Source organism: Saccharicrinis carchari (assembly GCF_900182605.1).
GTDB lineage: Bacteria > Bacteroidota > Bacteroidia > Bacteroidales > Marinilabiliaceae > Saccharicrinis > Saccharicrinis carchari.
This window is the reverse complement of sequence record NZ_FXTB01000001.1, coordinates 1,155,032-1,181,763: the sequence shown is the minus strand read 5'-3', so window position 1 is coordinate 1,181,763 and position 26,732 is coordinate 1,155,032. Positions and strand designations below refer to the sequence as shown.

Sequence of the window (26,732 nt, the reverse complement as noted above, 5' to 3'; positions counted from 1 at the left end):
CGGGTGGCCCTGCCGGTATAACATACGCATGGACCGGTCCCAACGGTTTTACCAGCAATCTGCAAAACCCGGTGCTGAGCAATGTAAGCATGGCCGATGCCGGCGCTTACACGCTTACCGTCACCGACGGCAATACCTGTGAACAAAGCATAAGCACTACGGTGACGATCAATGCCAATCCAAGCATAACAGCTGGCAGTAACAGCCCCGTATGCGAGGGTTCGGCCATAAACCTCACTTCTAGCCCTGCGGGCGGTTCAGGAACCTATACCGCTTTTAACTGGACGGGCCCTAATGGTTTTACCTCCAGCACACAGAATCCTACGGTGGCTAATGCTACTCTGGCGGCTTCGGGCGATTATACTGTAACGGTAACCGACAACCTGGGTTGTTCGAGTACCTTAGCAGCCACCGAAACGGTGCTTGTAACGGAGCGCCCCACCATCTCCGTAAACTACAATGCGCCTGTTTGCGATGGCACAACGCTAACCTTGACTGCTACAGCGGCAGGAGGAAGTGGTAATTATGTAAATTACGTATGGACTAAGGATGGAACCATAGTAGCGGGTGAAAATGCAAGTACCCTAACTATTGCATCGGCAGCCATATCAGATGCTGCTACTTACGGTGTTACTGTAGAAGATTTGTCAGGATGTTTTAGTGACGAAGGAACAGTAGCAGTAACGATTCAAGCTCTCCCGATTGCAGCAGCAAGTAATGATGGTCCGGTTTGTTTGGGTGAGGATGTTACCTTATCGGCTTTGCCAAATGGTATGGTCACTTATTCGTGGACAGGACCGGGTAGTTTTACCAGTGCTGCACAAAATCCTTCGCTTAGTGCAGTATCTCTTACCGATGCCGGAACCTACACACTTACGGTTACCGATGCCAACACTTGTCAGGCAACAGCCACCACCGACCTAGTGGTTAATCAGGTAACATCAGGTATAAGCGTAAGTGCGCCAGCGCCCGGATTAACGACCATCTGTGGAGGAACAGCGGTTACATTTAATGCTTCCGGTTCAGATGGGTCGGGTAATTACTCATACGATTTTCATCGCATACGAGGAGGAAATGATTCTTCCGTAAAAAATGGCACGGATATAACCTATACCACTTCTGATCTGCAGAACGGTGATCAGGTATATGTTGTTGTTACTGATGTAAACACAACTTGTTCGCATACATCAGGCAGTATTACCATGACGGTGATTGACAATCCGGTACCCACGCTATCCATCACGAGTCCGGGTGGAACAACAATTTGTGCAGGTGACCAAATGGAGTTTTTAGCATCGCCGGGAAGTTTCAGCCGCTATGTTTTTATGCGAAATGGAACCGAGGTGTTGCAAGATGATGTATCCAATACTTTAGCAATTAATACCATTAACGATGGCGATGATATTTCCGTTATTGCCTATGCCGGTACTTGTTTCGGTAATTCTACCGCATTAACCATTAATGTTAATCCTTTACCTACATCCGACTTGTCGGCTTCAAAAACTACGGTTTGCCAAAACGAAACGGTAACTTTTACAGCCACTCCAGGAGGTACCGGACCCTTTCAATATCAGTTTTATGTCGACGGTATAGCGCAAGGCGTTCAGGGTTCCAATATCTTTACCCACTCTTCAACCGCGGATTTTAATGTGGAAGCAGAAGTGTTCGACAGTAATAATTGTAGTGTTTTAAGTGCTGCAGTCAATGTTACCATTAGTGTGCCTTTAGCGGGATTAACTGCGGATAAAACAACCATATGCGAAACTGAAGAAGTTACTTTTACTGCTACAGGCGGTGTAGCTTATGAGTTTTTTGTGAATGGAATATCAATGCAAGGTCCCGGTGTTGAACATGAATACAAAACTACTACATTATTAGACAACGACAACGTAACGGTTCAGGTTACCGATGCATCTAATTGTACGGCATCTCATGCGGGTATTATAATAAAGGTAAACCCAATACCTGTAGTAGGTATTATAAGTTCCGACAACGACAATATCATCTGTACCGGCGACGAAGTTACCTTTACAGCGAGTGGCGGCGATGTGTTTGAATGGTTCCTTGATGGTAATCCTGTTCAAGGACCGGATGCCAACGATACTTATGTTACATCGGTTTTAACAGATGCACAAAAAGTTTCGGCACGTGTAAGTTACAGTACTTCATCGTGCGGTGCCAATACAGCTGAAATTATTACTACGGTAAATCCATTGCCGATTGCTACATTAAATGTATCGCCATCAAATACGGTTATTAGTGGAACAATGCTCACTTTTACCGGTGGCGGCGGAACTGAATATGAATTCTCGGTAAATAATATTGTACAACAATCCCGTAGCATAACCAGCACCTATAATACGGATGCACTGGTTGATGGAGATGTGGTGAGTGTGGATGTATATGATGGAAATAATTGTGTATCAACGGCAAGCATCAACCTTACTGTTTATGATGGTGTATTACCTTTAACATTAGAAACCAGTGCTTCAGCCTATTGTTCGGATAGCAACGAGGATATTTACATCTATCTGGTTGGTAATCCGCAAGTTGGTGTGTCGTATGCCTTGGTTGATGATCTTACAGGTGTTGCCATAGATACTATTGAGTACACCGGAACGGAGGATTTGAGATGGCAACATGTTAATATAGATGGCAGCAAATCGTATAGGGCCATAGCATTTTACAATGGCTTGCCTGATGCGCCTGTTAGTATGTTAAATAGCCCACAAACTATTACACAAAATCCTTTACCTGATAGTTATACACTCAGCTCACCAAGTGGTAGCCCGGTAACCGGTTGTAATGGTGGTGCCGGACATGATATTACCCTTTCCGGAACACAACCGGACTTTATTTATAGATTACTGGTTGGTGGAACGGAAGTTGACAGCCAGATAGGAACAGGTTCGTCAATTGATTTTACCGCTAACCTCGTTGTTGGTTTTTATACCATCCAGGCTGAGGATAATATTACCGGATGTACCAAAATGATGGATGGCTCCTTCGAGATTGTTAGTGACGTTGCGGAAGTAGCTTTTGAACTTTCAGTAGTAAATCCTGCCGATCCAACCGACCTTACCGATGGAAGATATTGTGCCGGTGGTGCCGGGGTTGAATTGCAGTTAGACGGATCGCTGGATAACACAGTAAACTACAAATTATATTTAGATGGTGCAGATACCGGAGTTTCGGTACCGGGTGTAAACGGACCGATTTCATTTGGCACAGTTACAGCCGAGGGGGTTTACACAGTCCGTGTAGAGTCCGCTTCCGGATGTCAGTTCCCTATGACCGGGCACGCAGATGTGCGCACCGTACCTGTACCGGCTCAATTTAATTTGATTACCGATAATGCAATGGATAATACAAGCGGCCATTATTGTGAAGGCGCAAGTGGTATTACCATTAGCATCGACGGACAGCAAGAGGATATTGAATATCGTTTATACCGCGATGGTAATTTTATCGAAATGCTGATCGGCATTGATACGCCGGCAGCTCCACTCATATTTTCCGGGCCATTGAGTAACGAAGGTATATATACGGTGGAAGCTTCCGTGCCCATGGTGGGTTGTTCAACTCCGATGGCCAATACAATTGAAGTGGTAATAGATCCTTTACCTAGCGAATATGAAATTTATAACGATGTAAACGAATATTGTACCGGTGAATCAACTATGATTTACATGAATGATTCGGAAGCCGATGTGGAATATACCTGGGAAGAAATTAACTCAGGCAACAGAGGCACATGGCAAAATGGCAACAACAGCAGGCTTGAGTTTACAATTAATGCCACGGGCGACTATAATATTATAGCCCAGCGTACGGATGGAATAACCTCATGTACTTCAACCATGCTAAACGGCCCCATATCAATTACCGAAAAACCATTGCCTATGGATGTGGCACTTTTGCTGGCAGATCCTGGAACAGGTTGTGATAACGGTGATTCATTGTATGTTGAAAGCTCCGAACTTGGTGTAACCTACGTGCTTGTAAAACAAGTGGGTACCGATTATTATCCTGCCATAGGTATTCCAAGCATTACCGGGGATGGAAACGATGTAGGTTTTGAACGTGTAGTGGATGCTAATGCCACCTATGGGGTGCAAGCTATCAAAGAAGGATGCTCTATCTATGCTTCTTCTACGCTTATAGTTGATGTAGCAGGTGCGATTACCAAACAACAGGTTACCGGTTCGGGCGAAATTTGTAACGGCGACCCGGGTGTACAATTTGGGTTGGCTGCTACCGAAGTAGCCGTAGATTATGAGCTTTGGAAAGCAGGCGATCTTGCGCCATTGCAAACAATAAGCGGTACGGGTAATGCTATACAATTTAACGAGGCCATCGAGGAAGGTGAGTACTACGTGATGGCTCGTAATGGACTTTGCGATACAGAAATGGCCAACAGGGTAAACCTGAATGTGAATCCTTTACCAGTAGCTTTTGCGATGTTCGGATCGGGTGCAACATGTGATTTGACAAACGATGGTGCTATGTTGGGTGTGGTTCAATCCGAAGCAGACTTTACCTACAGACTCCAGTTGGACGATGGTTCAGGTAGCTTGAGTATTCTGGCTCAGATACCCGGAAGGACAGATGAGGATTCACTTAAATATAAAGTGAACCAGGAAGGAATTTATACATTCATGGCCATTAGCGATCAAGGCTGTACCTCAAATATGAATGGAAGCGTTACAGTGGCAGAAAGTCCCGCACCTTTAGATCAAATCATCGATCCAACAGTGAGAACAACGTATTGTGGAAGTGAAAAGGGGGTTGAGCTCAGGCTTACGGATAATGAGTTAGATGTTACTTATCAGGTGAAGGATGCCAGTGGTACGGTAATATCGGAGGTAACAGGAACAAATGCAAGCGGTACAGCACAAGAACTGGCTTTCCCTGATTTAGTCCCGGAAGGTGTATATACCATCCACAAGTCAAGAGGTGGTGATGCATGTGTAAGTTTAGCCAATGCTGGTAATTTAGTGAACATATTATTGGAACCCCTACCTGCTATGCATAAGCTTGTAGCCGATAACGAAAGGGTTTGTGGTGGTGAGGCTATGATCTATCTCCAGGGATTCGATCCCGGAAGAAATTATCGTATCCAATCTACTGTAGGCAATATTTTAGATACGATTACAGGAGCCGTTAGAGATTCTATTTGGTGGACGGTAAACGAACCGGCCGGAAGTTCCGAAATATATGAAGTAATCGCCATGTCAAACAGCGGCGCATGCGATGTTTCCATGGGAACAGTGCGTGTTGAGTTTAATAATGCACCGGATGAGTTTGTAACCTTCACCCAATTTGGCTCAGATTCTGCTACCAAAGGAAAGGATTCTTATTGTGAAGGCGACGAAGGATTAAGAATTGGAATTGAAAATTCGCAACAGGGTGTAGCATACCTGCTTCATAACCTAATGGACATGGAAAATGCCCTCGATGTTATTGTAGGTAACAATAGCGAGCAGCTTTACACAAAACAATTAACCGGTGGAGAGTATATCGTAAAATCAATATTATATTCTACTGGTTGTGAGTTAATAAGTGAAGATACCGTTAAGGTTATAGAAAATCCATTGCCAGACACAACATACTTATTGTCCTGTACTAAACCCGATGCAGGAGATTGTTATGTAGGCGACTTTGTAACCATGGATGGAAGTGAAACAGGTATAAATTATACATTATACAAAGGATGGGACACAAACACAATTTATGGTCAGATTCGTCAAGGAGATGGAAGTGCTATTGTGTTCGATGATATTGAAATCCTTTCCGGCGGAACCTATAAAGTGATGGCAACGAATCCCGTTACAGGATGTAGTGCCTCTGTAGCAGATAATGTTAAATTCTTTGATTCACCGCTTATTGCGATCGATGATAGTCTTAGCATTGAAAATAAAGCGCTCACAGGCAGTATTTTAGTCCACACAAACGACATCCTAAATCAATCGGTAGATATTGTTCAGGATTCAGATAATCAAGGCAATATACGATTCGCATTGTTGGAAGGCTTCGTGGATAGCTTAAATAATGTTGTGCTTAATAAAAAAGGAAATCCTGTTAAAACTATTGGTGTAGCTTCAATAGATACCATAAGCGGTGCATTAACTTACGAAAAGCTGCCTAATTTTTATGGCCTCGACTCAGTAAGGTACGTCATACGGAATATTGATTACATGTATCGTACAGATACGGCTATGGTTTATTTTTATGCTGGGAACAAAGAGATCGAGGAGGATAAAACATTCTTAATACCTAATGCCTTTTCGCCTAATGGGGATGGCTTTAACGATTATTTTAGAATTGTTGGTATCAATAAAAATGGGGTGACAGCAACTAAATCAACACTCGAAGTCTTTAACCGATGGGGAACCATGGTATATCGCTCCAAAGACACCACCTATGGTGAGGATGGTAATTGGTGGGACGGCACCTCATCCGAGGCCAGTATGTTTTCTATTGGCAGCGACTTGCCAAACGGTACATATTTCTATGTGTTCAAGGTGGAGGTGAATATAGGTGACAGGGTAGAAACTAAAGAATACAACGGATATATAGAGTTACGCAGATAACCCACTGTGAGGGGAGCATTAAATACAATTGTTGAATAATTGAACTGACCATGATATATATGCCATTTAAAAAAGCAATTATTAGTTTTATTTTGCTGTTGGCCACAAGTGCTGTCTACGGGCAGGACATGGTGCAATTTAACCATTACATTGCCAACCAGGGTTTGTTAAACCCCGCGTATAACGGTACACGCGATGTTATAAGCGGACTGTTGATACACCGTAGCCAATGGGTGGGTTTTGATGGTGCTCCCATGAATCAGGCCTTAAACGTGCATGGTCCCATCGAGGATACCAACCTGGGTGTTGGGGTAAGCATAATGAACGACAATATTGGTTTCTCCAATAATTTCGATGCCATGGCAGCGGCTTCCTACAAGTTGATGATCGATCGTGAAAAATTTCTTTCTTTTGGCTTGCAACTTGGTGTCAGTTCACGTGTGTACGATGGCAACAAGGCTATCACCGAACAGTTTGGCGATCCGCTTTTTAATGGAAAGGAATCCAAGCTCGGGATGAATGTGGGTTTTGGAACTTATTTTTATGGCGAAAATTATTTTGCCGGTTTCTCCGTACCCAAAATGTTCTCCAATAATTTCGACGAAGGGGAAGAAACGTATAAAAATACGCTCGACCTAAAAAATATGCACATGTATCTCTATGGAGGCTACGTAATTGACTGGGACGGTGTCAAGATTAAGCCAACGTTGCTGCTAAGGGAAGTTTATGGGGCACCACTGCAATTCGATGTTTCGGCCAATGTGCTGGTTGCCGATGCCCTTTGGTTGGGACTTTCGTACCGTTCCGTTTCGGAGATGGTGTTTTTATCGGAATATGTTATCAACCGCCAGTTTACCGTACGCTATTCCTTTGATTACGCGCTGAGTTCCATAAATAAATATGCCAAATATGGATCACATGAAATAGGTATCCAGTTCGATTTTACCTTTAACAAAAGAGCCGGTATGCGATCGATCAGATATTTTTAAACGAATTATTACTCAATTATTTGTAACCCTTAACCCTTTGTGCCTGTAAACAACACATAAACAGGGCATGCTTTCTGATTATAGAATTAATATCTTTGTATCATGAAAATTCGATATATAATTTTTTTATTGATGTTTGTGGCCGGCCATATTTTGTCGGCGCAAGGCAAATATGTAAAAAAAGGCGATAAACTTTATCATAAAGGCGAATATTATCAGGCACTTTTATCGTATACCCAAGCCAAGGAAGAAGGCGAAGAAATTAATACCGATGTTACCAAAAAAATAGCTACCTGTTATTTTGAGCTAAATGATACGCAAAGTGCATTCAATACTTTTGGCGAAGTAATGGACGAACTCTCCGGCAACGATCTGGTAACTTTTGCCAAAACACTGCAAAAAGAAGGTGGTTACGAAATGGCTATAGAATACTACCAAATGGCCAAAGCCGATGGCGTAAGAGTAGATGAGGTGGATGACTTAATAGCGGCTTGTAAATGGGCGGTTAAGCATGCCGAAATGGATCAGAACGTGCGGGTTATTCCATCTGCTATTTATACCGCCGGCCAATCCTTTGGTACGGTTTACTATAAGGATGGCGTTGTATATTCTTCGGCTCCAAAAGATACCAATAATAAAAACCTCGATAAAACCGGAAAAGCTTTTTTAGATCTTTATTATTCTGATTTGATAGACCATGAGATACAAGAGGGGCGCCTGTTTTCAGAAAAACTACAATTTCAATATCATATTGGCGCCATTGCCTTTACTTCGGATTACAACACGATGTACTACACCCTGGCCGTTAGGGTTAAAGGAGGGAACAGACTAAAAATATTTAAAGTACAATACGATGGTAAGGATTGGGGTAAATCCGAGGAGCTTCCCTTTAACAGCATCGATTATGATTGTGTTATGCCGGCGGTATCTCCCGACGACAAGTTTTTGTATTTTGTATCGAATAAAAAAGGGGGCTATGGCGGCAAAGATATCTACAAGGTAGAAAGACTAAGGGGTGGAGCATACGGTACAATGAGTAACCTGGGCCCCGAAGTTAATACCTATGGAAACGAGGAGTTTCCTTCTATTAACAAAACCAATGAGTTGTTTTTCTCATCCGATGGCCATATCGGTTATGGTGGTTTGGATATTTTTAAATCGGAGTTTAAAAATGGCAAATGGCAAAAACCGCAAAATCTGTTGCTACCTTTTAACTCACCTAAAGATGACTTTGCTTATACCATCAACCCCAAAGACCCCAGCAGAGGTTTTCTGTCGAGTAATAGAAGGGGAGCCAACGACGATATATTTTATGTAGAACTATTGCAACAAGAAAAGGAAGAAACTCAACAGGACAATCCGGAGGTGGGTGATGTGATAGAAATAGCGGCCTTACCGGAGGTGAAAGAGGAACCAGCAGAAACAGCAAGCAACTTATCTGTTTTTCCAATGGCTGTAGCTGCTAAAATAAAATCTACCTTTAACAATGAAGTAGCACAAGGGGTTCAGGTTCAGGTGCTAGATAAAAACAGCGCTACGCTTATAGGTACAGCGGTTTCGGATGCGAAAGGTAATTTTAATATCAGCATCCCCGATAAGTTTAAAAAAGAGGGGCAAGTATTTGAACTGGTATTTACAAAGGAGGGTGAGTTTAACCCAAAACGAATGATAGTGGATATTTCAGAGATTAATGATATTAACCAAAACGGAATAGCACTAACCCCAATGTTCAACGATACCGTACTCGACGACATTAGTGGAATGATACTGTACTATAACGGTACCGAGCTGCTAGAAGAAAGTAAAAGAACTTTGGAGAGGCTGGCTGGCTATCTGCAAAGTAATCCGCAGATTGTAGTTAAGCTGAATACTCATTCCGATGCCAGGGGCAGTAAATACGATAACCTGTTGAAAACGCAAAAAATGGGCGAAAAGGTGCAGCAAATGCTACAGGATAAAGGAGTAGATGAAGAATCAACTATACCACGTGGTTATGGCGAACGTTATATCGTTAACAGGTGTAAGCGCGGTGTACTCTGTAGCGAAGAGGAACAGCAGAAAAACAAGCGAATAGAAGTAATTGTTTGGAAAGTTAAAGAATAAGGATAGAGATGAAAAGGAATTGTATTTTAGCCTTAATATGGCTTGTTTGTTTAACGGGGATGCAGGCACAGCAGCGTAAGGATAAGTTAGCTTCTCTGCGAACTTCAAAAACCATTGTAAGCGTATCTTCCGTACCCGAAACTGACGATTACGCCATACAGATTATAGCATTAAAATATCCTGCAGGCGAACCCTCTTTTTTTAACAATATTGAGCAGGCGCGTGAGTTTTCATGTGCCGATGGTTATGTGCGTTATACCGTGGGTACTTTCCCTACCTATGCCAAAGCCAAAAATGAGCTCGTGTACTATAAAGATTTGGGGTATGTAGAGGCTTTTGTTGTGAACACGGCAAAATATCAACTCAAAAATAAAATAAAGCGGGGTTTTAAACCTGATCCTAACAAACGTTACACCATACAATTAAGTGCATTTAGATTTCCGGTGTACCTCAGCCATTTTAAAGGTGTAGAGGATGTGAAAGAATTTTATTTAAAAGATAAGATCTATCGCTATACCGTAGGGAGTTATTCGTATAAAGATGCCGTAGCACAATTGGCCAATATCAAAGCCATAGGATATAAGGATGCCTATGTGGCAGAGCTGGATGCGTATTTACCCTATCAAATAGAATAGAAGAAACATAGGTGATAAAAAGGAGGTGTAAGTCCTGGGCTAGGAATGAAGATAGGCCAAAGCTCCATTAATGAAATTATTTTACACAGCGTTACATAATTTTTTAGAAGATCGGGATAGACTCTGAGGACAATTGTTTTACGCAATGATTATGTGAATCTGATACATCGCGTGCCGCTGGGTACGTATTGTGGATAGTTATTCCTGCCAAAGAGAAACCCAGTCCCGTATGGGACGGCACATTTGCCAAGCCTATCAATATTAACAAAAAACTAGCAGTAATTGGTTTTTACACTCTGCGCTCTTTTTCACCGTTTTTTATTACATTTGCACCAATAGCAAGTCAGTCTATCGCCGCTTAATTGAGGAGGAAAGTCCGGGCAATACAGGGCGCCATGCTTCCTAACGGGAAGATACTCGTGAGGGTATAGTAATGCAACAGAAAACAACCGCCTAACTACGGTTCGGTAAGGGTGAAAAGGTGGGGTAAGAGCCCACCGGTACTTGTGGTAACACAGGTAGCCGTGCAACTAATGGATTGCAAGACCAAATATATCACAATTTCGGAAGATACAGGGTGGTCCGCCTTGGTGCGAAAGCAATTGTGAGGGGTAGGTTGCTTTAGCTTATTAGCAATAATAAGCATAGACAAATGATAGACCGCTCATGTATGAGTGACAGAACCCGGCTTATCGACTTGCTATTTTTTTCTTCTTTTATCTTTCAAGTAATTTATAATGAAAGAATCTTTCTCAAAAATTATTCAATATCTCACCGAGGATATGTGGAGGATCCAGAAAGTGGAGCTCTCACGTCCGCATTCTATCATCATAAATATACTTCGAATTCTCTATTTATCTGTCAAGGGTTTTATTAAAGATAAATGTCAGCAAAAAGCATCGGCATTAACTTTTTACTCCCTCATGTCGGTAGTGCCGCTGATGGCTCTGTTGTATGGAATAGCGCTGGGTTTCGGTTTCGACGAAACCTTAAAACAAGAGTTAAGCAATAGAATGGTAGGTCAAAAAGAAGTGCTCGAGTACATACTACGTTTGGCCGAGATGTATATCAAAAGCACCAAGAGCGGAATAATCATAGGTGTGGGACTGGTTATATTGTTTTGGTCGGTAATGCAGATGTTGGGTAATATTGAACAGAGTTTTAATGATATATGGGAAGTAAAACGGGCGCGTAATTTTGCACGCAGGTTTACCGATTATATTGCTTTGGTTTTGGTAGCCCTGTTGTTTTTGATTTCGAGCAGTAGTATGATAGTATTCGTATCGAGTACATTTAACGATTACTCCGCACTCAGCTATTTTGGCCGTATCGTTTCATCCACGCTGCCTTATGTACTTATCTGTATTGTTTTTACCATGTTAATATTGATTATGCCTAATACCAAAGTTAATTTTCTTTCGGCTTTGGTAGGTGGTGTGGTGGCTGGTGTGCTGTTTCAGGTGCTTCAGTATTACTTTATTCATTTTATGGTGGGAGTATCCCGTTACAATGCCATTTACGGAAGCTTTGCCGCGTTGCCGCTGTTTTTAATATGGATGCAATCCAGTTGGCTCATTGTAATGTTTGGGGCCGAAATATCATTTTCGGTGCAAAACGTAAATAGTTACGAGTTTGAAATAGATACTAAAAATGCAAGTGCCGAATATAAAAAGCTGGTGGCTTTGTTAGTGAGTTATAATGCCGTTAAACGCTTTGAAGCCGGCAAGGAGCCACTAACGCCAATGGAGTTATCAGTAGAACTGAAGCTGCCTATCCGACTGCTTAACGAGATATTATTTGAGCTGGTGAAATGCAAGGTATTGGTGGAGGTGTCCGGTGACGCCAATGAGCCCGCAACCTTTCAGCCTGCCTTAGATATAAACCGACTTCAGGTGAGCACCGTACTTAATATGATTGAAGAACATGGAAGTGAAAACCTTCATTTTGAAGAAACCGAAGGCTTAATCAAAGTAAAAAAAGTAGCGGATCATTTTAAGCAATTGCGCGATAAGTCTGAAAAGAACGTTCTCCTAAAAGATTTGTAGCATCTAACTTTCTGTTGAAGCTTCATGACAAAGTAAAGATGCGCTCTATGTTTCTCCAATACCTGAGTAGGCAGGGCGTCGCCAGACCTTGATTTGGCTTGGCAGTATTTACCTCGAACGCTAGCTTTTGAACTTTTGTGAACTTTGCACACTCAAATCATTTCCATTCCGGTATCCGGCCCGGGAGTGTGGGATGCAATTAAATCATCCATCATTTTTCGTAGCTTAGGCATTTCATTTCCCCTGCCACCCATGTCTTCTGGGGGTATATCCTCCGTTAATTTTCCCCAGTTGGCACCGCTATCTGTCAATTTATATACGGCCGATTCCGGGCCGCCCCCTATCTTGGTATGCACATGCCTGCGCCGCTGCTCTGTTGTGGGGGAGTATATTTGGCCTATCGTTTAAAGGAGCATAGGCATCTTACTATACTAACAGGATAACATAGCGGTACATTGAGAAGTGATAAGTATAAAAGATTGGATTTTATGACGGAAAAGCCAATTGCAAAGTATGTTATATATTGAAAGTAAATGACCCTGTTTTCTACCATTGGCAGTCAGGAAACCGGCAGACATAAAAGAGACAATAAAAGGCAGCCTGCCCGTGCAAGGGATGTATCTGTTTGCTATTTACCTCCCTGACTTGCATTTGTATTGAATAGAAAAAGAGCTACCGACCGAAGTGGGTAGCTCTTTTATGAAGGCCGCATCAGAAGTTGATTATTTAAACTCCTGTAAACAGGATTTGAGTGCATCCGATCCGCAGTAATCCTCCGTATCGCGAACGATAACCCTAAGGTGAGGCCCGCCTTTGGATCAGACAGCTTTACTCGGTTCTATTATAGTGTTGAGTTTAACAATCTAGGTCAAACTGATGCGGTTTACCTTTGTAATACCTTAAAACAAATATAGGATTAATTTTCAAGTTAACCAAAGTTTTACAAGCGATTTGAGCGGTTTTACATCTTTGCTGGTTAAAATAATTTTTTTCCTATTTTTACCACAAAAGGCAGCTATGCTTTTATATTAAATGGATCAGAATTATAAGGCTGTTATGTACACCATTATCGACATTGAAACAACTGGCGGGACTTTTAAAAAGGGTAAGATTACCGAAGTAGCCATTTATTTGCACGATGGAAAAAAAGTGGTCGATGAGTTTGTTTCTTTGATTAATCCTGAACAATTTATTCCGGCCTACATTACCCAGCTTACCGGTATAAGCAACCAGATGGTTCAGGAGGCCCCTAAGTTTTACGAGGTAGCCAAACGTATTGTTGAAATTACGCAAGGTAGCGTTTTTGTAGCACACAATGCGGTTTTCGATTATGGTTTTATAAAAAGCGAATTCGAGGCTTTGGGTTATCCGTTTGAAAGGGAAACACTATGTACAGTTAAGTTGAGCCGTAATTTAATGCCGGGATATTCGTCCTACAGCTTGGGTAATTTATGCGATAAACTGGGTATATCCAATAATGCCCGACATAGAGCAGCGGGGGATGCTTTAGCTACAGTAGCATTGTTTGAGCTTTTATTGAAGAAAAATGGGGGTGTACTATTGCCTGTGGAAGGAAATAATTTTTTTTCGATAAAAGGTTTACATCCACAACTGAACGTCGAAAAGTTAACTCACCTACCGCATAAAACAGGAGTGTATTATTTGTATAACCATAAGGCTGAACTTATATATATAGGCAAAAGTAAGGATATTAAGCAAAGAGTGCTTACACATTTAGGTAATCCCAAGGCACAAAAAGCGCAGAAAATGAAAGCGGAAGTGGCCGATGTGGATTATGAGCTTACCGGTAGCGAACTACTTGCTCTATTAAAGGAGTCGGCCGAGATAAAACAGAATAAACCCTTATATAATAAAGCGCAACGCAAAAACCGCTTTCATTACGGACTCTTTTCCTTTACCGACAGAAAGGGCTATATCCGCTTTAACATTGCCCGCAACGATGGCCGTATAAGCCCTATCAGCTCTTTTGAATCGGCGAAAAATGCTAAAGACTTTTTGTTTGCTAAAGTAGAGGAATATGGATTGTGTCAAAAGCTATGTGGACTGTCTGACTCGGCCACGGCCTGTTTTCAGTACCAGTTAAATATTTGTAAAGGTGCCTGCGTTGGCGAGGAGCCATGCCATAAATACAATAGCAGAGCGCAGGAACTAATTGAACTGCTGCGGTACAAATATGATAGTTTTTTGCTGACGGATAAAGGTAGAGATGTGGACGAGCTTTCAGTAGTTGTGGTAAAAGAGGGCAGGTACATGGGTTTTGGATGGGTAGCTAAGGATGCCGCTTTCAGCTCGCTCGACGAAGTGGTGCAGGGAATTACTTTGTACAGCGACAATCAGGATGCCCGAATACTTATAAACCGCTTTGTAAACGATAATAAGCAGGTAACCGTGCGAAAATTTTAAACGATATAAACTAATCAATGTCGCATTTTTTCAAGTTCCAAAATATGGGTTAATGTATTGATAGTAAGGTTTTAGTAAGCAAGCCTAACCTCTAATTTCTAACTCTCTAACCTCTACTTTCTAACTTCTAATTTCTAACCTCTAATTTCTAACTCTCTAACCTCTACTTTCTAACCTGTAACGATCTAATACATCAATACTCATCCTTTTTAACAATAGCTCGTTCGTGTGCTCCTATGGCCACTACATCTTCATCCGTTGTAAATAGGGCAAAGTCAAAAAATAATTTATTGCCTTCAACAAACTTAAGATGTACCGAGCAGGTAACTTCCTCTCCGGCGGCCATAGGTATTAGATGTTTCATATTTATCTCGGCACTCACCGTGGTTTTTTCCTTTCCAATTAAATCCTGTATCAAGGTGCATATTACCTTTTCTATCAATACAATTAACGATGGGGTAGAGGCGTAGGCTACCTGGCTTGTTTTTAATGTGGAAGCCAAATCCTGCTCGGTAATAGTGTATTTTTGCGATAAGTTTAATCCGGGGCTAAGTGAGTGCGTCATAATTTTATTTGGTTTTTAATAAGAGATATGTTCTGCTATCTTAGTTTGCCTCAAACTTACTCAATTGTCTGCTTTTTAGCAACTTATACATAGGTAATGTCTGTTCAAGGGTTTGGGAAAAACGGGCGATCAGACAAGCACCATTTTAAAATTTATAAAAATGGTATTACTTATTCAAAGGATGAAACTAAACTAAATTGTTTTTTACGACCACTATTGTACCGTTATTGTTCCTCTCATTGTTGCCCAATGCCCCGGGAAAGTGCATATATAGTCGTAAACACCGGGGGTATCGAGCCGAAAAGTAATAGAATCAGTTTCGCCCGGTCCTAATAATTTAGTGTGTGCAATAATGGAAGATGCTAAATTTGCAGGGATATAATCATCGTCCTTGGCCTTTATAGCTTCCGTGCCAAAATTAGCTACATCAGTTCCCAAAGTCAGCACTACTACATTATGTCCCATAGCTTCTTTAGGTAATTGACCTACATTGTTTAGTGTCAATATAATTTTCTGGCCGGCTTTCACTTTAACTTTGGTATCGCCGGTATACTTCATGTTATCATGACCTTCTAATTCGATTGTTACTGATTCCAAAACTTCGGTCGTAGGCATGCTTGCAGATTCGGATGCTTGTTTGTTATCCTTGGTTTGACTTCCACCACAGGCGGATAATAGCATAAATACAGTTACAGCTAAGGCTAAGAATATTTTTTTCATGTTTTTTAATGTTGGTTTAACTGATAAAACAGACTGTGGTTCAAATTGTTTTACAATTAATTTTTATCAAACCGTTGTTGCATGATTTTACACCACGTTTACTTCTTTATTTATCTCTATACCAAACTTCAACTTAACTGATCTTTCTATTTCCAGTGCCAGCGCCAACATTTCTTCACCGGTAGCTTTACCGGTTTTATTAATAAGTACCAGCGCTTGATTTTTATGTACTGCTGCATTACCCATACTTTTCCCTTTCCACCCGCATTGTTCTATCATCCATCCGGCAGGTATTTTGGCAAATTGATCATCCACTTTATAAATGGGTGCATCAGGGTAATCAAGAGCAATGGCGTTGGCTACCGCGCTTTTTACAACGGGGTTTTTAAAAAAACTACCTGCATTACCTACTAATTCAGGATCGGGCAGTTTGGATTCCCTGATATTAATAATGGCTTGCCGCGCATTTTTTAATGTAGGTTTGCCTAACCTAAATACCTCTTCTTTTACACCGGCATAATCCGTTTTTATTTTTCCCTGCTTGCCAAGTACAAATTCAACGGAGGTAATAATGGTTTTTCCTTTTAGCTTATTTTTAAAAATACTGTTTCTGTACGAAAAATCACATGCGCTGTTTGTGAAGCTAAATGGCTCCAGAGTGTCTAAAAAAATACCGTTTACCCGGGTGATAACATTCATTATTTCGGTGCCATAGGCTCCAATGTTTTGCACCGGCGAAGCTCCAACGTTACCGGGTATCAACGAAAGATTTTCGATGCCGTAGTAACCCTTATCCACACTCCAGGCCACAAAACTGTCCCAGTCGATACCGGCACCGGCTTCTACCCATACGCTTTGTTCGTTTTGTTTTATAATACGGATGGATTGGATGTCGGGCTTTAAAATAAATCCCTTAAAATCGGACTTAAACAGTACGTTGCTACCACCACCTAAAATAAAAAGTGGCTGCTTACGAAGTAGCGGGTTGGTGAGTACCTGAATTATTTCATCGCTATTTTTGGGAGCCGAAAAATAATCGGCATACACGTTAAAATGAAATGTGTTGTGCGGTTTTAAAGCGTAATGTTGTATAACCATTCTTTTTTATGCCTTTTTCGAGTCGGTATAATATTTCTCGGAGTAATATCCGTAACCTCCTATTTTGCTATTTAAATCGTTAAGTACAATGCCGGTAGGAGGTACCTCATCATCCATAAGGTTTTGAAGGGTATGTTTAAATTGTTCTTTAACCGTTTTATTGGCTCTAACAACAAAAAGATGGCAATCGCTGTATTCAAGTAATAAACGGGCATCCGCTACCAGGCCTATGGGTGGCGAATCTACAATCACCACGTCAAAAATCTCTTTTATTTCCGTAAAGAACCGTTGTGTATGGATTCCGGATATGAGTTCAGAGGGGTTGGGTGGAATAGTGCCCGAAGGAACGATGGTAAAATTATCCGCACCGCCCGGATACATAATCTCATCTATTTGAGCTTGACCTATCAGATAATTAGACAAGCCCTGTTCATTTTCGTGTCTAAACAATTCTGTAAGTCTGGGCTTGCGGAGATCAAAACCCACCAAAACCGTTTTTTTTCCGGAAATGGCAAATGCGGATGCCAGATTAAGGGCGCAAAAAGTTTTGCCCTCACCGGTATTGGTAGAGGTAATGGTGAGAACAAGCTTACCGTTTTCCGGTGTCAAATACTTTAGCTTGGTACGCAAGGCCCTAAACGATTCGGATGTACTCGATAAAGGTTCGGCTTTAATCACCATATTACCTGTGCCTTTATATTGAGGTATATATCCTAAAATGGTAGTGCGCGGTGCCAGGGAAGTTAAATCATTCCGGTCTCTGATTTTATTATTCAGATATTCCTTTAAAACTACGATACCTACGGGTAGCAAGAAAGCCAAAAGAATGGCTTGTTGCTTATTTTTTGATTTGTTTGGCGATACGACACCTACAATACTGGCGTCATCTAAAATTTCATTGTCGGGTGTATTGGAAGCTTTGGTTATTTGTGTTTCCGATTTTTTTTGCAGCAGAAAGGTATAGATGGCATCGTTTAGTTTGTAATCTCTTTCTATATCTAAAAACAATCTTTCGTTTTCCGGCAAATCGTTCATCCTTGCAGCCAAATGTGACATTTGATCTTTTATTTTTTTCTTTTCAAGTGCTACGTTTTTTAGTATTTTATGTAGTGCAACTAAAAGGTTTTGCTTGCTCAGATTTATTTTCTGATTCATTTCGGCCAGCAGTGGATTATGGGTGTTGGTTTGTGCTTGTAACAGGGATAGCTCATTGTGCAAACCCAGGAGCTCGGTAACCAATGAAGTAACAAAGGCATTGCTTTCAATCGAAAATATGGGCAGTAAATAATCATCGCTTAACGGTTCACTTTCCAGGTGCTTGCTTAGCCTGGTGTAGTAGCTTTCGCTCACTTGCAACAAACCCAGTTGCTTTTCGTATTCAAAGTAACGTTCGGCAAGTCTTTCTGAAAGTTCGGTAGGGGCGCTAAACACATTGTTACGTTTAAAATCTATCATTTTACGCTGTGCCTGGCGCAAGGTGTCGGCCACTTGTTTAAGTTGTGTTTCAATAAAAGCGATGGTTCTTTTGGCAATTTCATTTTTACGCTCCAGGCTTTGTTCCAGATACACAAAGGTCAGGGCATCTAAAAAAGCATTAATCTTATGGGGATTAGTGCCCGTTGAAGATATGTAAATGATGGAGCTTCCCTCCTTATAGGGGCTTACCTGAATCTTTCCCCGATAAGCGGCGGCCAGCCAGTCGTGCGATCTGAAATAAAAATAATAGCCCACCTGGGAGGATAAAGCAGAGGAGGTATGGATGGTAAACCTGCAAAAAGGCGTATCTATCCAATCCCCTATTTTAACAATTTTCTCGTATGTGACGGCACCACTGGCACCTTGGTTTTTTTCGTTGGCAAAGGTGTGCAGCGTGGCATTTTCGGTTTTTATACTAATTTTTACTCGCGATTCATCTATGGGTTCAATGTGTATGGGGGTATTCAGCAATTGTACGTGGGAGGAGTCCATGGTTATAACAAAAGGACTTTTTTGGTACATATCTGTATCTTTAAAAACCCCGTTGCTGTATATGTCAATAGCAAAATCGAGTCTATCGATAGCGCGTTTAACTATTTTTTTTGATCGTAATATAATGGTTTGGTTTTCAATACTTTTTGTTTCAGGCGAAAGACCAAACCCTTCAATGATCTCTGCTCCGGATACCGTTCTTTTTTCGTCGCTTTTAAGCATTATGGTTACCGAACCTTTGTATACAACCGGAGTATATCGGTGGTATATATATGTTAATCCTGTAAACAATGGAAAAGATATGAGCAAAAAATACCAGTTTTTTTTAAATAGCTGAAATATCTTCCGAATATCCGGCATAGTACTTTCCGTTACCGGTGCTTTTGAATGGGAATAGTTGCTATCGCTATGTTTTTGCACGTAAATAAATTTTTTTTTGACTTAGTTTGATGTTGTTTAAGCCTGCGTGAGAATTAATCATTGGGCTGCCGGTTATTACCTTTAACCCACAGGTTTTTTATAATACGGGCTTGGTGGACGTTTGTTGTATTTTACAAGTTATAAAAAGATTGTACATCTGTTTTTAAGCTATCCAACGCTTTTTTAAAGTGATAATTTGCTGTGTTGGGAAATTGTTCCAGGATTGTTTTCCCGAGTGCCATGGAGGCATCTCCCGGTTTCACCATGTTGGCCGATATATTTACCGTTTTTATCATTTCTTCTTTTGCGTTGCGTACCATCATCCAGGTGCGGGGAGGTAAATGAACCTGCATAGCCATATTGTGCTCATATTCTGTACGTATGGCTTTTAGCAGGTTGGCTTGTAATTCTTTTACGGTACGTGCATGCGGTTGTTCGCGTATAATGATAGATTCGGCGCTTATCCGTTCCAAAAACAAAGTGAGTCTTTCGTAAGCCGCAATCCGCATAGGTAACGAATTCATATTCTGACCCATAAGTAATTCTTGTTTCCTTCGATCATTTTCGCTTTTTAAAAACCATCGTACCAACAACAAAGTAAAAATAAGCATCACCATGCTTGGCACGGTATATCTGATCAGTTCAAGAAAAACCTCCATAATCCGGGAAAATATTACTTTTGTAACGCTATCATTAAATTATGCCGTGAAAATAGTGGTAATTGAAATGATTTGCAAGCCTGTAAAGCGATTGTGTAATGGCAAGGAACCAATATATAACTAAAATTCTAATTTGATTATCGATATCACAACGGAGGGTATTTAATTTGGGTAATCCTCACCGTGGAAAAAACCTCCATGATAAAACTTTATTTTTATGATACATATTTCTGAAAGATTGGCCAATGTAAGCGACTCAGCCACATTGGCCATGTCGCAAAAAAGTCGTGAATTACAAGCGCAAGGTCATAATATTATCAACCTAAGTATAGGTCAGCCCGATTTTAATACACCCCGGCATATTAAAGAGGCCGCCAAAAAAGCGATTGACGATAATTACTCAAAATATACACCCGTTCCCGGCCTGCCATTGATACGTGAGGCGGTGTGTGCCAAGTTAAAACGCGATAATAAGCTATTGTTTGAACCCTCGCAAATCGTAGTTTCTAATGGAGCTAAACAGTCCATTGCCAATGTTTTACTTAGCTTGGTAGGGCTGGGCGATGAGGTGATTGTGCCGGCTCCCTATTGGGTAAGTTATATTGAGATGGTAAATTTGGCTCAGGGTACAAATGTGGTTATAAAAGCCGGGTTACAACAGGATTTTAAAATTACCCCTGCACAGTTAGAGAAGGCCATCACACCACGTACCAAAGTATTTTTATTTAGTTCTCCGAGCAACCCTACGGGCAGTGTATATTCCAAATCTGAATTAAAAGCCCTGGCCGATGTGTTTGCCAAATATCCCCATGTTATTGTTGTTTCCGACGAAATTTATGAGCTCATTAACTTTGGAGGTAAACATGAGAGCATAGCCCAGTTTGAGGAAGTCCGCGACCGTGTGGTGGTGGTGAATGGGGTATCCAAAGGTTATGCCATGACGGGTTGGCGCATTGGTTATATAGCTGGCCCGCAATGGATAGCCGGAGCCTGTAATAAGTTACAGGGGCAGTATACATCGGGCGCATGTGCCATTTCGCAGGTGGCAGCCGCAGCCGCATTGACACAAACACAAGAACCATCCCATAAAATGAAAGAAGTATTTTTACGTCGTCGAGATATGGTGGTGCAAATGGCGCGCGAAATCAAAGGCATGAAAGTGAATGTGCCCAAAGGAGCCTTTTATCTTTTTCCGCAAGTAGATAGTTATTTTGGAACATCGTACGAGGATTTTCGGGTAGATGATGCCGATAGCTTGGCTATGTACCTCTTGCAAAAAGGAGGAGTAGCTACCGTATCGGGTGCAGCTTTCGGTAGTCCTGAATGTTTGCGTTTTTCGTATGCAGCTTCCGACGAGCAATTAGTGGAGGCCATGCAAAGGATTAAGAAAGCTTTGGAGAAATTAAGAAAAATATAAAAGGATGTTGTTACCATGCGATAACTTTACTGATAACTGATAAGAGAAGCGTGCTTTTTATTTACCCATTAATTTTTACCTTTGTGCTTTATTTTTTCAAAGGAATTTTAGGTTTCATTTAAACAATTAATACAGTGCCGGATACAAGATATATTTTTGTAACAGGGGGAGTAGCCTCGTCATTAGGTAAAGGGATTATTTCGGCTTCGCTTGCAAAGTTATTGCAAGCAAGAGGATATAGAGTTACCATCCAAAAGTTAGATCCATATTTAAATGTCGATCCGGGCACTTTAAACCCATACGAACATGGCGAGTGCTATGTAACTGAGGATGGGGCAGAAACTGATTTAGACTTGGGGCATTACGAACGTTTTTTAAACGTTCCTACTTCGCAGGACAATAACGTAACCACCGGCAGAATATATCAAAACGTTATCAACAAAGAGCGTAAGGGCGATTATCTGGGTAAAACAGTGCAGATAATACCACATATTACCGATGAGATAAAGCGTAATATTAAATTGTTGGGCACCAAGCATAAGTTCGATGTGGTGATTACCGAAATTGGTGGTACGGTGGGCGACATAGAGTCTTTACCTTATATTGAGGCAGTACGTCAGTTAAAATGGGAGTTGGGTAATCGTGCCCTTAACATACATCTAACGTTTGTACCTTATTTAAAGGCCTCGGGCGAGCTTAAAACCAAACCTACTCAGCACTCCGTTAAAGCACTGCTCGAAGCTGGTGTACAGCCCGATGTGCTGGTGCTGCGCACGGAGCATGAGCTTGGATCGGATATACGGAAAAAAGTGGCACTTTTTTGTAACGTAAATCCGGGAGCGGTTATTCAATCTATTGATGTTTCTACAATTTACGAAGTGCCTGTTAAAATGCAGGAGGAAGGCCTGGATGAGATCTGCTTGGAGAAGTTGGAACTGCCCATTGACCCGGCACCGGACTTGAAAAAATGGAAGCAATTTTTAACTAAGCTCAGCAATGCTACGGAAACGGTAACCATTGGTTTGGTGGGTAAATATGTAGAGCTGCCCGATGCTTATAAATCTATTATAGAGGCATTGACACATGCCGCCACGCACCACGACCGTAAGGTGGACGTAAAGCTGATTCACTCCGAAAACATATGTGCCAACAATGTAGAGGCAAAACTTAAGGGGCTCGATGGCCTTCTGGTAGCCCCGGGATTTGGGAATAGGGGAATTGAAGGTAAATTATATGCCGCACGCTATGCACGCGAGCACAATATGGTGTTTATGGGCATATGCCTGGGCATGCAAAGTGCCGTAATTGAATTTGCCCGCGATGTGATTGAGCTAAAAGATGCTAATTCTACCGAAATGGATCATGCCACACCCTATCCGGTTATTGATTTGATGGAAGATCAAAAAAATGTGACCGATATGGGAGGTACAATGAGACTGGGAGCCTACGAGTGTACACTAAAAGAAGGGAGTATTGCCCATGAGGCTTACGGTTCCAGTACTGCGCGCGAAAGACATAGGCACAGATACGAGTTTAATAACGATTTTTTGAAACAGTTTGAAGATAACGGAATGATGGCTACCGGTATTAATCCCGACACGGGTCTGGTAGAAATTGTGGAAGTGCCTGCTTTAAAATGGTACGTGGGCGTTCAGTTTCACCCCGAATACAGCAGTACCGTGTTAAATCCACATCCCCTGTTTATGTCTTTTATAAAGGCAGCCATTACCAGATAAAACAACTACGCTAACAATATATTTGTATATAAAATAATATAAAAAATGGATAGGAACTCCGTTACGGGTATGATACTGATAGCCATAATTCTTGGGCTATTTTGGTGGATGAATAAACCCAGTGAACAAGAAATAGAAGCTTTAAAACTACGCCGCGATTCAATTGCCCGGGTCGAAGCTCTTTCGGCACAGGAAGCTGCTCAGAAGGCCGATATAAACCAACAGGCAGTAACGCAAGAATTACAGGCAACACCCGACAGTGTACTTCACAAACGTAAAACGGATAAATTTGGTATTTTTTCGGATGCCGTGGATGGAGAGAATGAGTTTTACACCCTGGAAAATGAGTTATTAAAGGTTAAGTTCTCAAGTCGTGGTGCAAAGGTTTACTCGGTAGAGTTAAAAGAATTTACCAATTACAAGGATGATCCGCTGGTGCTTTTTGATGGCGACCAAAATGTTTTTGGCTTTAACTTTTTTTACAATAATCGTATTTTAAATACCAATGATCTGCATTTTACTGTTGACAGTGATGCCAGTAACGATTCTACTTTACGGTTTAAATTAAATTTGGGAGCAAATCAGTTTATGGCTTTCGATTATAAGCTGTCGGATCAATCGTATCTCGTAGATTTTGCAATCGTGCAAAACAATGTAGATAACCTTATACAGGCCAACAGGGGAGGTTTTGATTTGGATTGGAAGATGGACGTGATAGCCCAGGAAAAGGGTCGTACTTTTGAGATTCAATATTCCGGGGTTTATTATAAGTATTACGAGGATGTGGTGGACGATATTTCAGGTAAGTCGGGCGACGAAGATTTCAGAACCCCATTAAAGTGGATTGCTTTTAAAGATCAGTTCTTTTCATCGATACTGATTGCCAAAGATAAATTTGCTGCGGGAAAAGTTAATTTAAATGTATATCCCGAAGAGGGTAATTCGCCTATTTTAAGTACCAACACGGCTTCGCTGGTGATTCCTCATGCCGGCGGAATGCAGAACGAGAAAGCTTTTCAGTTTTATTTTGGTCCAAACAAATACAAAACCCTTAAAAAAATAAACGGCCTCGACCTAGAAGAAATCATTCCCTTAGGATGGGGTATTTTTGGATGGATAAATAAGTTTGCCATCATACCCATATTTAACTGGTTAGAAGGTGGCATAGCGAATTATGGATTGATTATCCTGTTACTTACCTTGATAATTAAGCTGGTATTGTTTCCGTTGACGTATAAATCGTATATGTCAACTGCTAAAATGAAGGTGCTGAAGCCCCAGATTGACGAGATTAATAAGAAGATACCTGCCGACAAAGCGATGGAAAGGCAAAAAGCTACTATGGCATTATATAGCAAGGCGGGTGTAAGTCCTTTGGGTGGATGCCTGCCAATGATGTTGCAGATGCCTATCCTGTTTGCCATGTTCCGCTTTTTTCCTGCATCTATTGAGCTTAGACACGAGAGCTTTTTGTGGGCTAACGATTTATCCAGCTACGACTCAGTACTGGATCTTCCGTTCACCATTCCATTTTATGGCGATCACGTTAGCTTATTTTGTTTATTAATGGCAATTACCAATATTGTTTATACAAAAATGAACCAGGAGATGACGGCATCTACCAACCAAATGCCGGGTATGAAAGCCATGATGTATATGATGCCCGTAATGTTTTTGGTGTTCTTTAACCAGTATGCTTCGGGGTTGAGCTATTATTATTTTGTATCTACTTTGATAACGATAATACAAACTTTACTGATCAGAAGGTTTATCGACGAAAAAGCGATATTGGCTAAGCTTACCGCCAATCAAAAGAAACCCAAAAAGAAATCAGGTTTTCAGGCGCGTATCGAAGAAATGGCCAAGCAACAACAGCTGCAACAGAAGTCGCAAAAAGGAAAGAAAAAAAGATAGGCTATAGCGTAAGGCTAATGTCAAAAATAAAAAAAGGAGAACCGAACGTGTTCTCCTTTTTTGCGTTTGAATAAGTTGGTGAGAGTAGTACCAAACTGGCTAATGCAATGCTTTACGAGGTAATAATCAGGCTATACTTTTTTTCGTTATTTGCTTTGCAGTTGACCCTTCAGGTATTGGTAATTAATATCCACAAATAGCCAGCCGCCACCCACTAATTAATTTCCTCTTCCTCAATAAAGCCTTCAGAAACGACGGTCATTTTTATATTTTGACGATGTACCACCTGTGCAGGCAATAAAATAGCCGGAACCAGATGCTTACCGTTATTAATGGTCAGGTTCATATCTGAAGGTGCTTTGTTATGTGCAATTTTAATGGCTGCGTTGGCCGCTGCATGAGCCATAGATTCAATGGGCTTATAAATGGTAATAGTTTGGTTTCCACCAACGATGTTGCGGATGGCTTGTAGTTCGGCATCTTGGCCTGCTACCAATACCTTCCCGCCCATGTTATGTTCTTTAAGGGCACTGATCACACCGGCGGCCAAATCATCGTTTCCGGCGATAACCGCATCCAGTTCGGCATTCTCCTGATTTAAATAATTGTTGGTAATTTTATACCCCTCGTGTAAGGCCCAACTATCAGAAAATTCACTAAAAACAATTTCTATGTCTCCTTTTTCAACCAGAGGCTGCAATACGTTCATTTGTCCCAGATAAAGGAGGTGAGCGTTATTGTCGATAATGGAGCCTCCTATAATACCATATTTGCCTGTTGGTTTAATGCGGGTGAGATAATTGGCTTGTAGCTCGCCAATTTCTATGTTATCGGTGGCTATGTAATAGTCAAGCATGCAATCTTTTATCAGGCGGTCGTAGGAAATCACCGGCACTCTATTTTTGTGCGCATAATTAACAATTTCGCATGCCTTTTTCGAATCTACCGCCACCACAATTAGCACCTCCACTCCGTTATCAATCATTTCTTTTGCTTGTTCCAATTGTTTATTGGCATCTGAATTGGCGATGGCAACCGTACATGTGCCCCCCATCTCTTTCACTTTTTGTTCAATTAGTGTCATGTCCTTTTCCCATCGTTCCGTTTGTAGCGTGTCCATGAGCAAGCCTACACTCGGTTTGTGTTTGCATCCTGCCATAGTTAATAGGGCAAGTGCAAAAATAAAAATGATTTTAGGTGCTTTCATAACAGGAGTGTTTTAAGTACATATTTATGGGTGATCAAAATACCTAATTAAAGTACGAAAAAATGTTTAACAATGCAAAATGCAATGTTGGCTTTATGGATAAATATTAACCCGTTAGACTTATTGACGCATTTAGTCATATAATTTATCACTTTCATCAATAGTGCACATCCTTCCGCTTTTGGCTGCGTACAAGTATATACTGTGTTTCATCCGTTATAAAACCGGAAAAGCGCGGA

General features: G+C 41.2%; 16 protein-coding genes and 1 other RNA gene. 10 read left to right on the top strand and 7 right to left on the bottom strand.

Features of this window, described 5'->3' with window-relative positions; all coding sequences use genetic code 11:
* The 6 genes from FN809_RS04230 to FN809_RS04205 all read left to right on the top strand — a co-directional run.
* Positions 1 to 6,593, top strand: a 6,593-nt coding sequence (locus FN809_RS04230; RefSeq protein WP_185957433.1) for a T9SS type B sorting domain-containing protein, incomplete at its 5' end; no start/stop codon positions are given.
* 50 nt (positions 6,594 to 6,643) lie between these two features.
* On the top strand, positions 6,644 to 7,582 hold the full coding sequence (locus FN809_RS04225; protein WP_246095441.1) for a PorP/SprF family type IX secretion system membrane protein: 939 nt from the start codon (positions 6,644 to 6,646) through the stop codon (positions 7,580 to 7,582).
* 102 nt (positions 7,583 to 7,684) lie between these two features.
* Positions 7,685 to 9,685: an OmpA family protein gene (locus tag FN809_RS04220; protein ID WP_142532200.1), complete on the top strand. Its 2,001-nt coding sequence runs from the start codon at positions 7,685 to 7,687 to the stop codon at positions 9,683 to 9,685.
* A gap of 8 nt (positions 9,686 to 9,693) precedes the next feature.
* On the top strand, positions 9,694 to 10,320 hold the full coding sequence (locus FN809_RS04215) for an SPOR domain-containing protein (protein WP_246095439.1): 627 nt from the start codon (positions 9,694 to 9,696) through the stop codon (positions 10,318 to 10,320).
* 335 nt (positions 10,321 to 10,655) lie between these two features.
* Positions 10,656 to 11,028, top strand: an RNA gene (gene rnpB, locus FN809_RS04210) — RNase P RNA component class A.
* A 29-nt stretch (positions 11,029 to 11,057) separates the two neighbouring features.
* Positions 11,058 to 12,365 (top strand): YihY/virulence factor BrkB family protein, encoded by a 1,308-nt coding sequence (locus FN809_RS04205; RefSeq protein ID WP_142532199.1) that lies wholly within the window; start codon positions 11,058 to 11,060, stop codon positions 12,363 to 12,365.
* A 152-nt stretch (positions 12,366 to 12,517) separates the two neighbouring features.
* On the opposite strand, the gene FN809_RS04200 is transcribed toward FN809_RS04205, so the two are convergent.
* Positions 12,518 to 12,721 carry a hypothetical protein gene (locus tag FN809_RS04200; RefSeq protein WP_142532198.1) on the bottom strand — a complete coding sequence of 68 codons (204 nt, stop codon included), beginning with the start codon at positions 12,719 to 12,721 and terminating at the stop codon, positions 12,518 to 12,520.
* Between the two features lie 676 nt (positions 12,722 to 13,397).
* On the opposite strand from FN809_RS04200, the gene FN809_RS04195 reads away from it, so the two are divergent.
* Entirely contained in the window at positions 13,398 to 14,789 is a 1,392-nt protein-coding gene (locus tag FN809_RS04195; RefSeq protein WP_246095437.1) for an exonuclease domain-containing protein, read from the top strand.
* A 193-nt stretch (positions 14,790 to 14,982) separates the two neighbouring features.
* Here FN809_RS04195 and FN809_RS17950 read toward each other — a convergent pair whose 3' ends face one another.
* From FN809_RS17950 to FN809_RS04170, 5 genes are all read right to left on the bottom strand, one after another.
* Complete coding sequence (locus FN809_RS17950) at positions 14,983 to 15,354, bottom strand: thioesterase family protein (protein ID WP_246095435.1); 372 nt, start codon at positions 15,352 to 15,354, stop codon at positions 14,983 to 14,985.
* 213 nt (positions 15,355 to 15,567) lie between these two features.
* Positions 15,568 to 16,074 carry a plastocyanin/azurin family copper-binding protein gene (locus FN809_RS04185; protein ID WP_142532196.1) on the bottom strand — a complete coding sequence of 169 codons (507 nt, stop codon included), beginning with the start codon at positions 16,072 to 16,074 and terminating at the stop codon, positions 15,568 to 15,570.
* Between the two features lie 87 nt (positions 16,075 to 16,161).
* Positions 16,162 to 17,172, bottom strand: a complete 1,011-nt coding sequence (gene murB / locus FN809_RS04180; RefSeq protein ID WP_142532195.1) for a UDP-N-acetylmuramate dehydrogenase — start codon at positions 17,170 to 17,172, stop codon at positions 16,162 to 16,164.
* 6 nt (positions 17,173 to 17,178) lie between these two features.
* Positions 17,179 to 19,560: a GumC family protein gene (locus tag FN809_RS04175; protein ID WP_142532194.1), complete on the bottom strand. Its 2,382-nt coding sequence runs from the start codon at positions 19,558 to 19,560 to the stop codon at positions 17,179 to 17,181.
* A 131-nt stretch (positions 19,561 to 19,691) separates the two neighbouring features.
* Positions 19,692 to 20,219, bottom strand: a complete 528-nt coding sequence (locus FN809_RS04170; RefSeq protein WP_142532193.1) for a DUF7935 family protein — start codon at positions 20,217 to 20,219, stop codon at positions 19,692 to 19,694.
* 217 nt (positions 20,220 to 20,436) lie between these two features.
* Here FN809_RS04170 and FN809_RS04165 point away from each other — a divergent pair, with 217 nt between their 5' ends.
* The 3 genes from FN809_RS04165 to yidC all read left to right on the top strand — a co-directional run bounded on the left by FN809_RS04165 (position 20,437) and on the right by yidC (position 25,286).
* On the top strand, positions 20,437 to 21,636 hold the full coding sequence (locus FN809_RS04165) for a pyridoxal phosphate-dependent aminotransferase (protein WP_142532192.1): 1,200 nt from the start codon (positions 20,437 to 20,439) through the stop codon (positions 21,634 to 21,636).
* Positions 21,637 to 21,770: 134 nt separating this feature from the next.
* Positions 21,771 to 23,372 carry a CTP synthase gene (locus FN809_RS04160; protein ID WP_142532191.1) on the top strand — a complete coding sequence of 534 codons (1,602 nt, stop codon included), beginning with the start codon at positions 21,771 to 21,773 and terminating at the stop codon, positions 23,370 to 23,372.
* A gap of 45 nt (positions 23,373 to 23,417) precedes the next feature.
* A complete protein-coding gene (yidC, locus tag FN809_RS04155) occupies positions 23,418 to 25,286 on the top strand; it encodes a membrane protein insertase YidC (protein WP_142532190.1) in 1,869 nt (622 codons plus the stop codon).
* A 214-nt stretch (positions 25,287 to 25,500) separates the two neighbouring features.
* Here yidC and FN809_RS04150 read toward each other — a convergent pair whose 3' ends face one another.
* Complete coding sequence (locus FN809_RS04150) at positions 25,501 to 26,493, bottom strand: sugar ABC transporter substrate-binding protein (RefSeq protein ID WP_142532189.1); 993 nt, start codon at positions 26,491 to 26,493, stop codon at positions 25,501 to 25,503.
* Positions 26,494 to 26,732 lie beyond the last annotated feature (239 nt).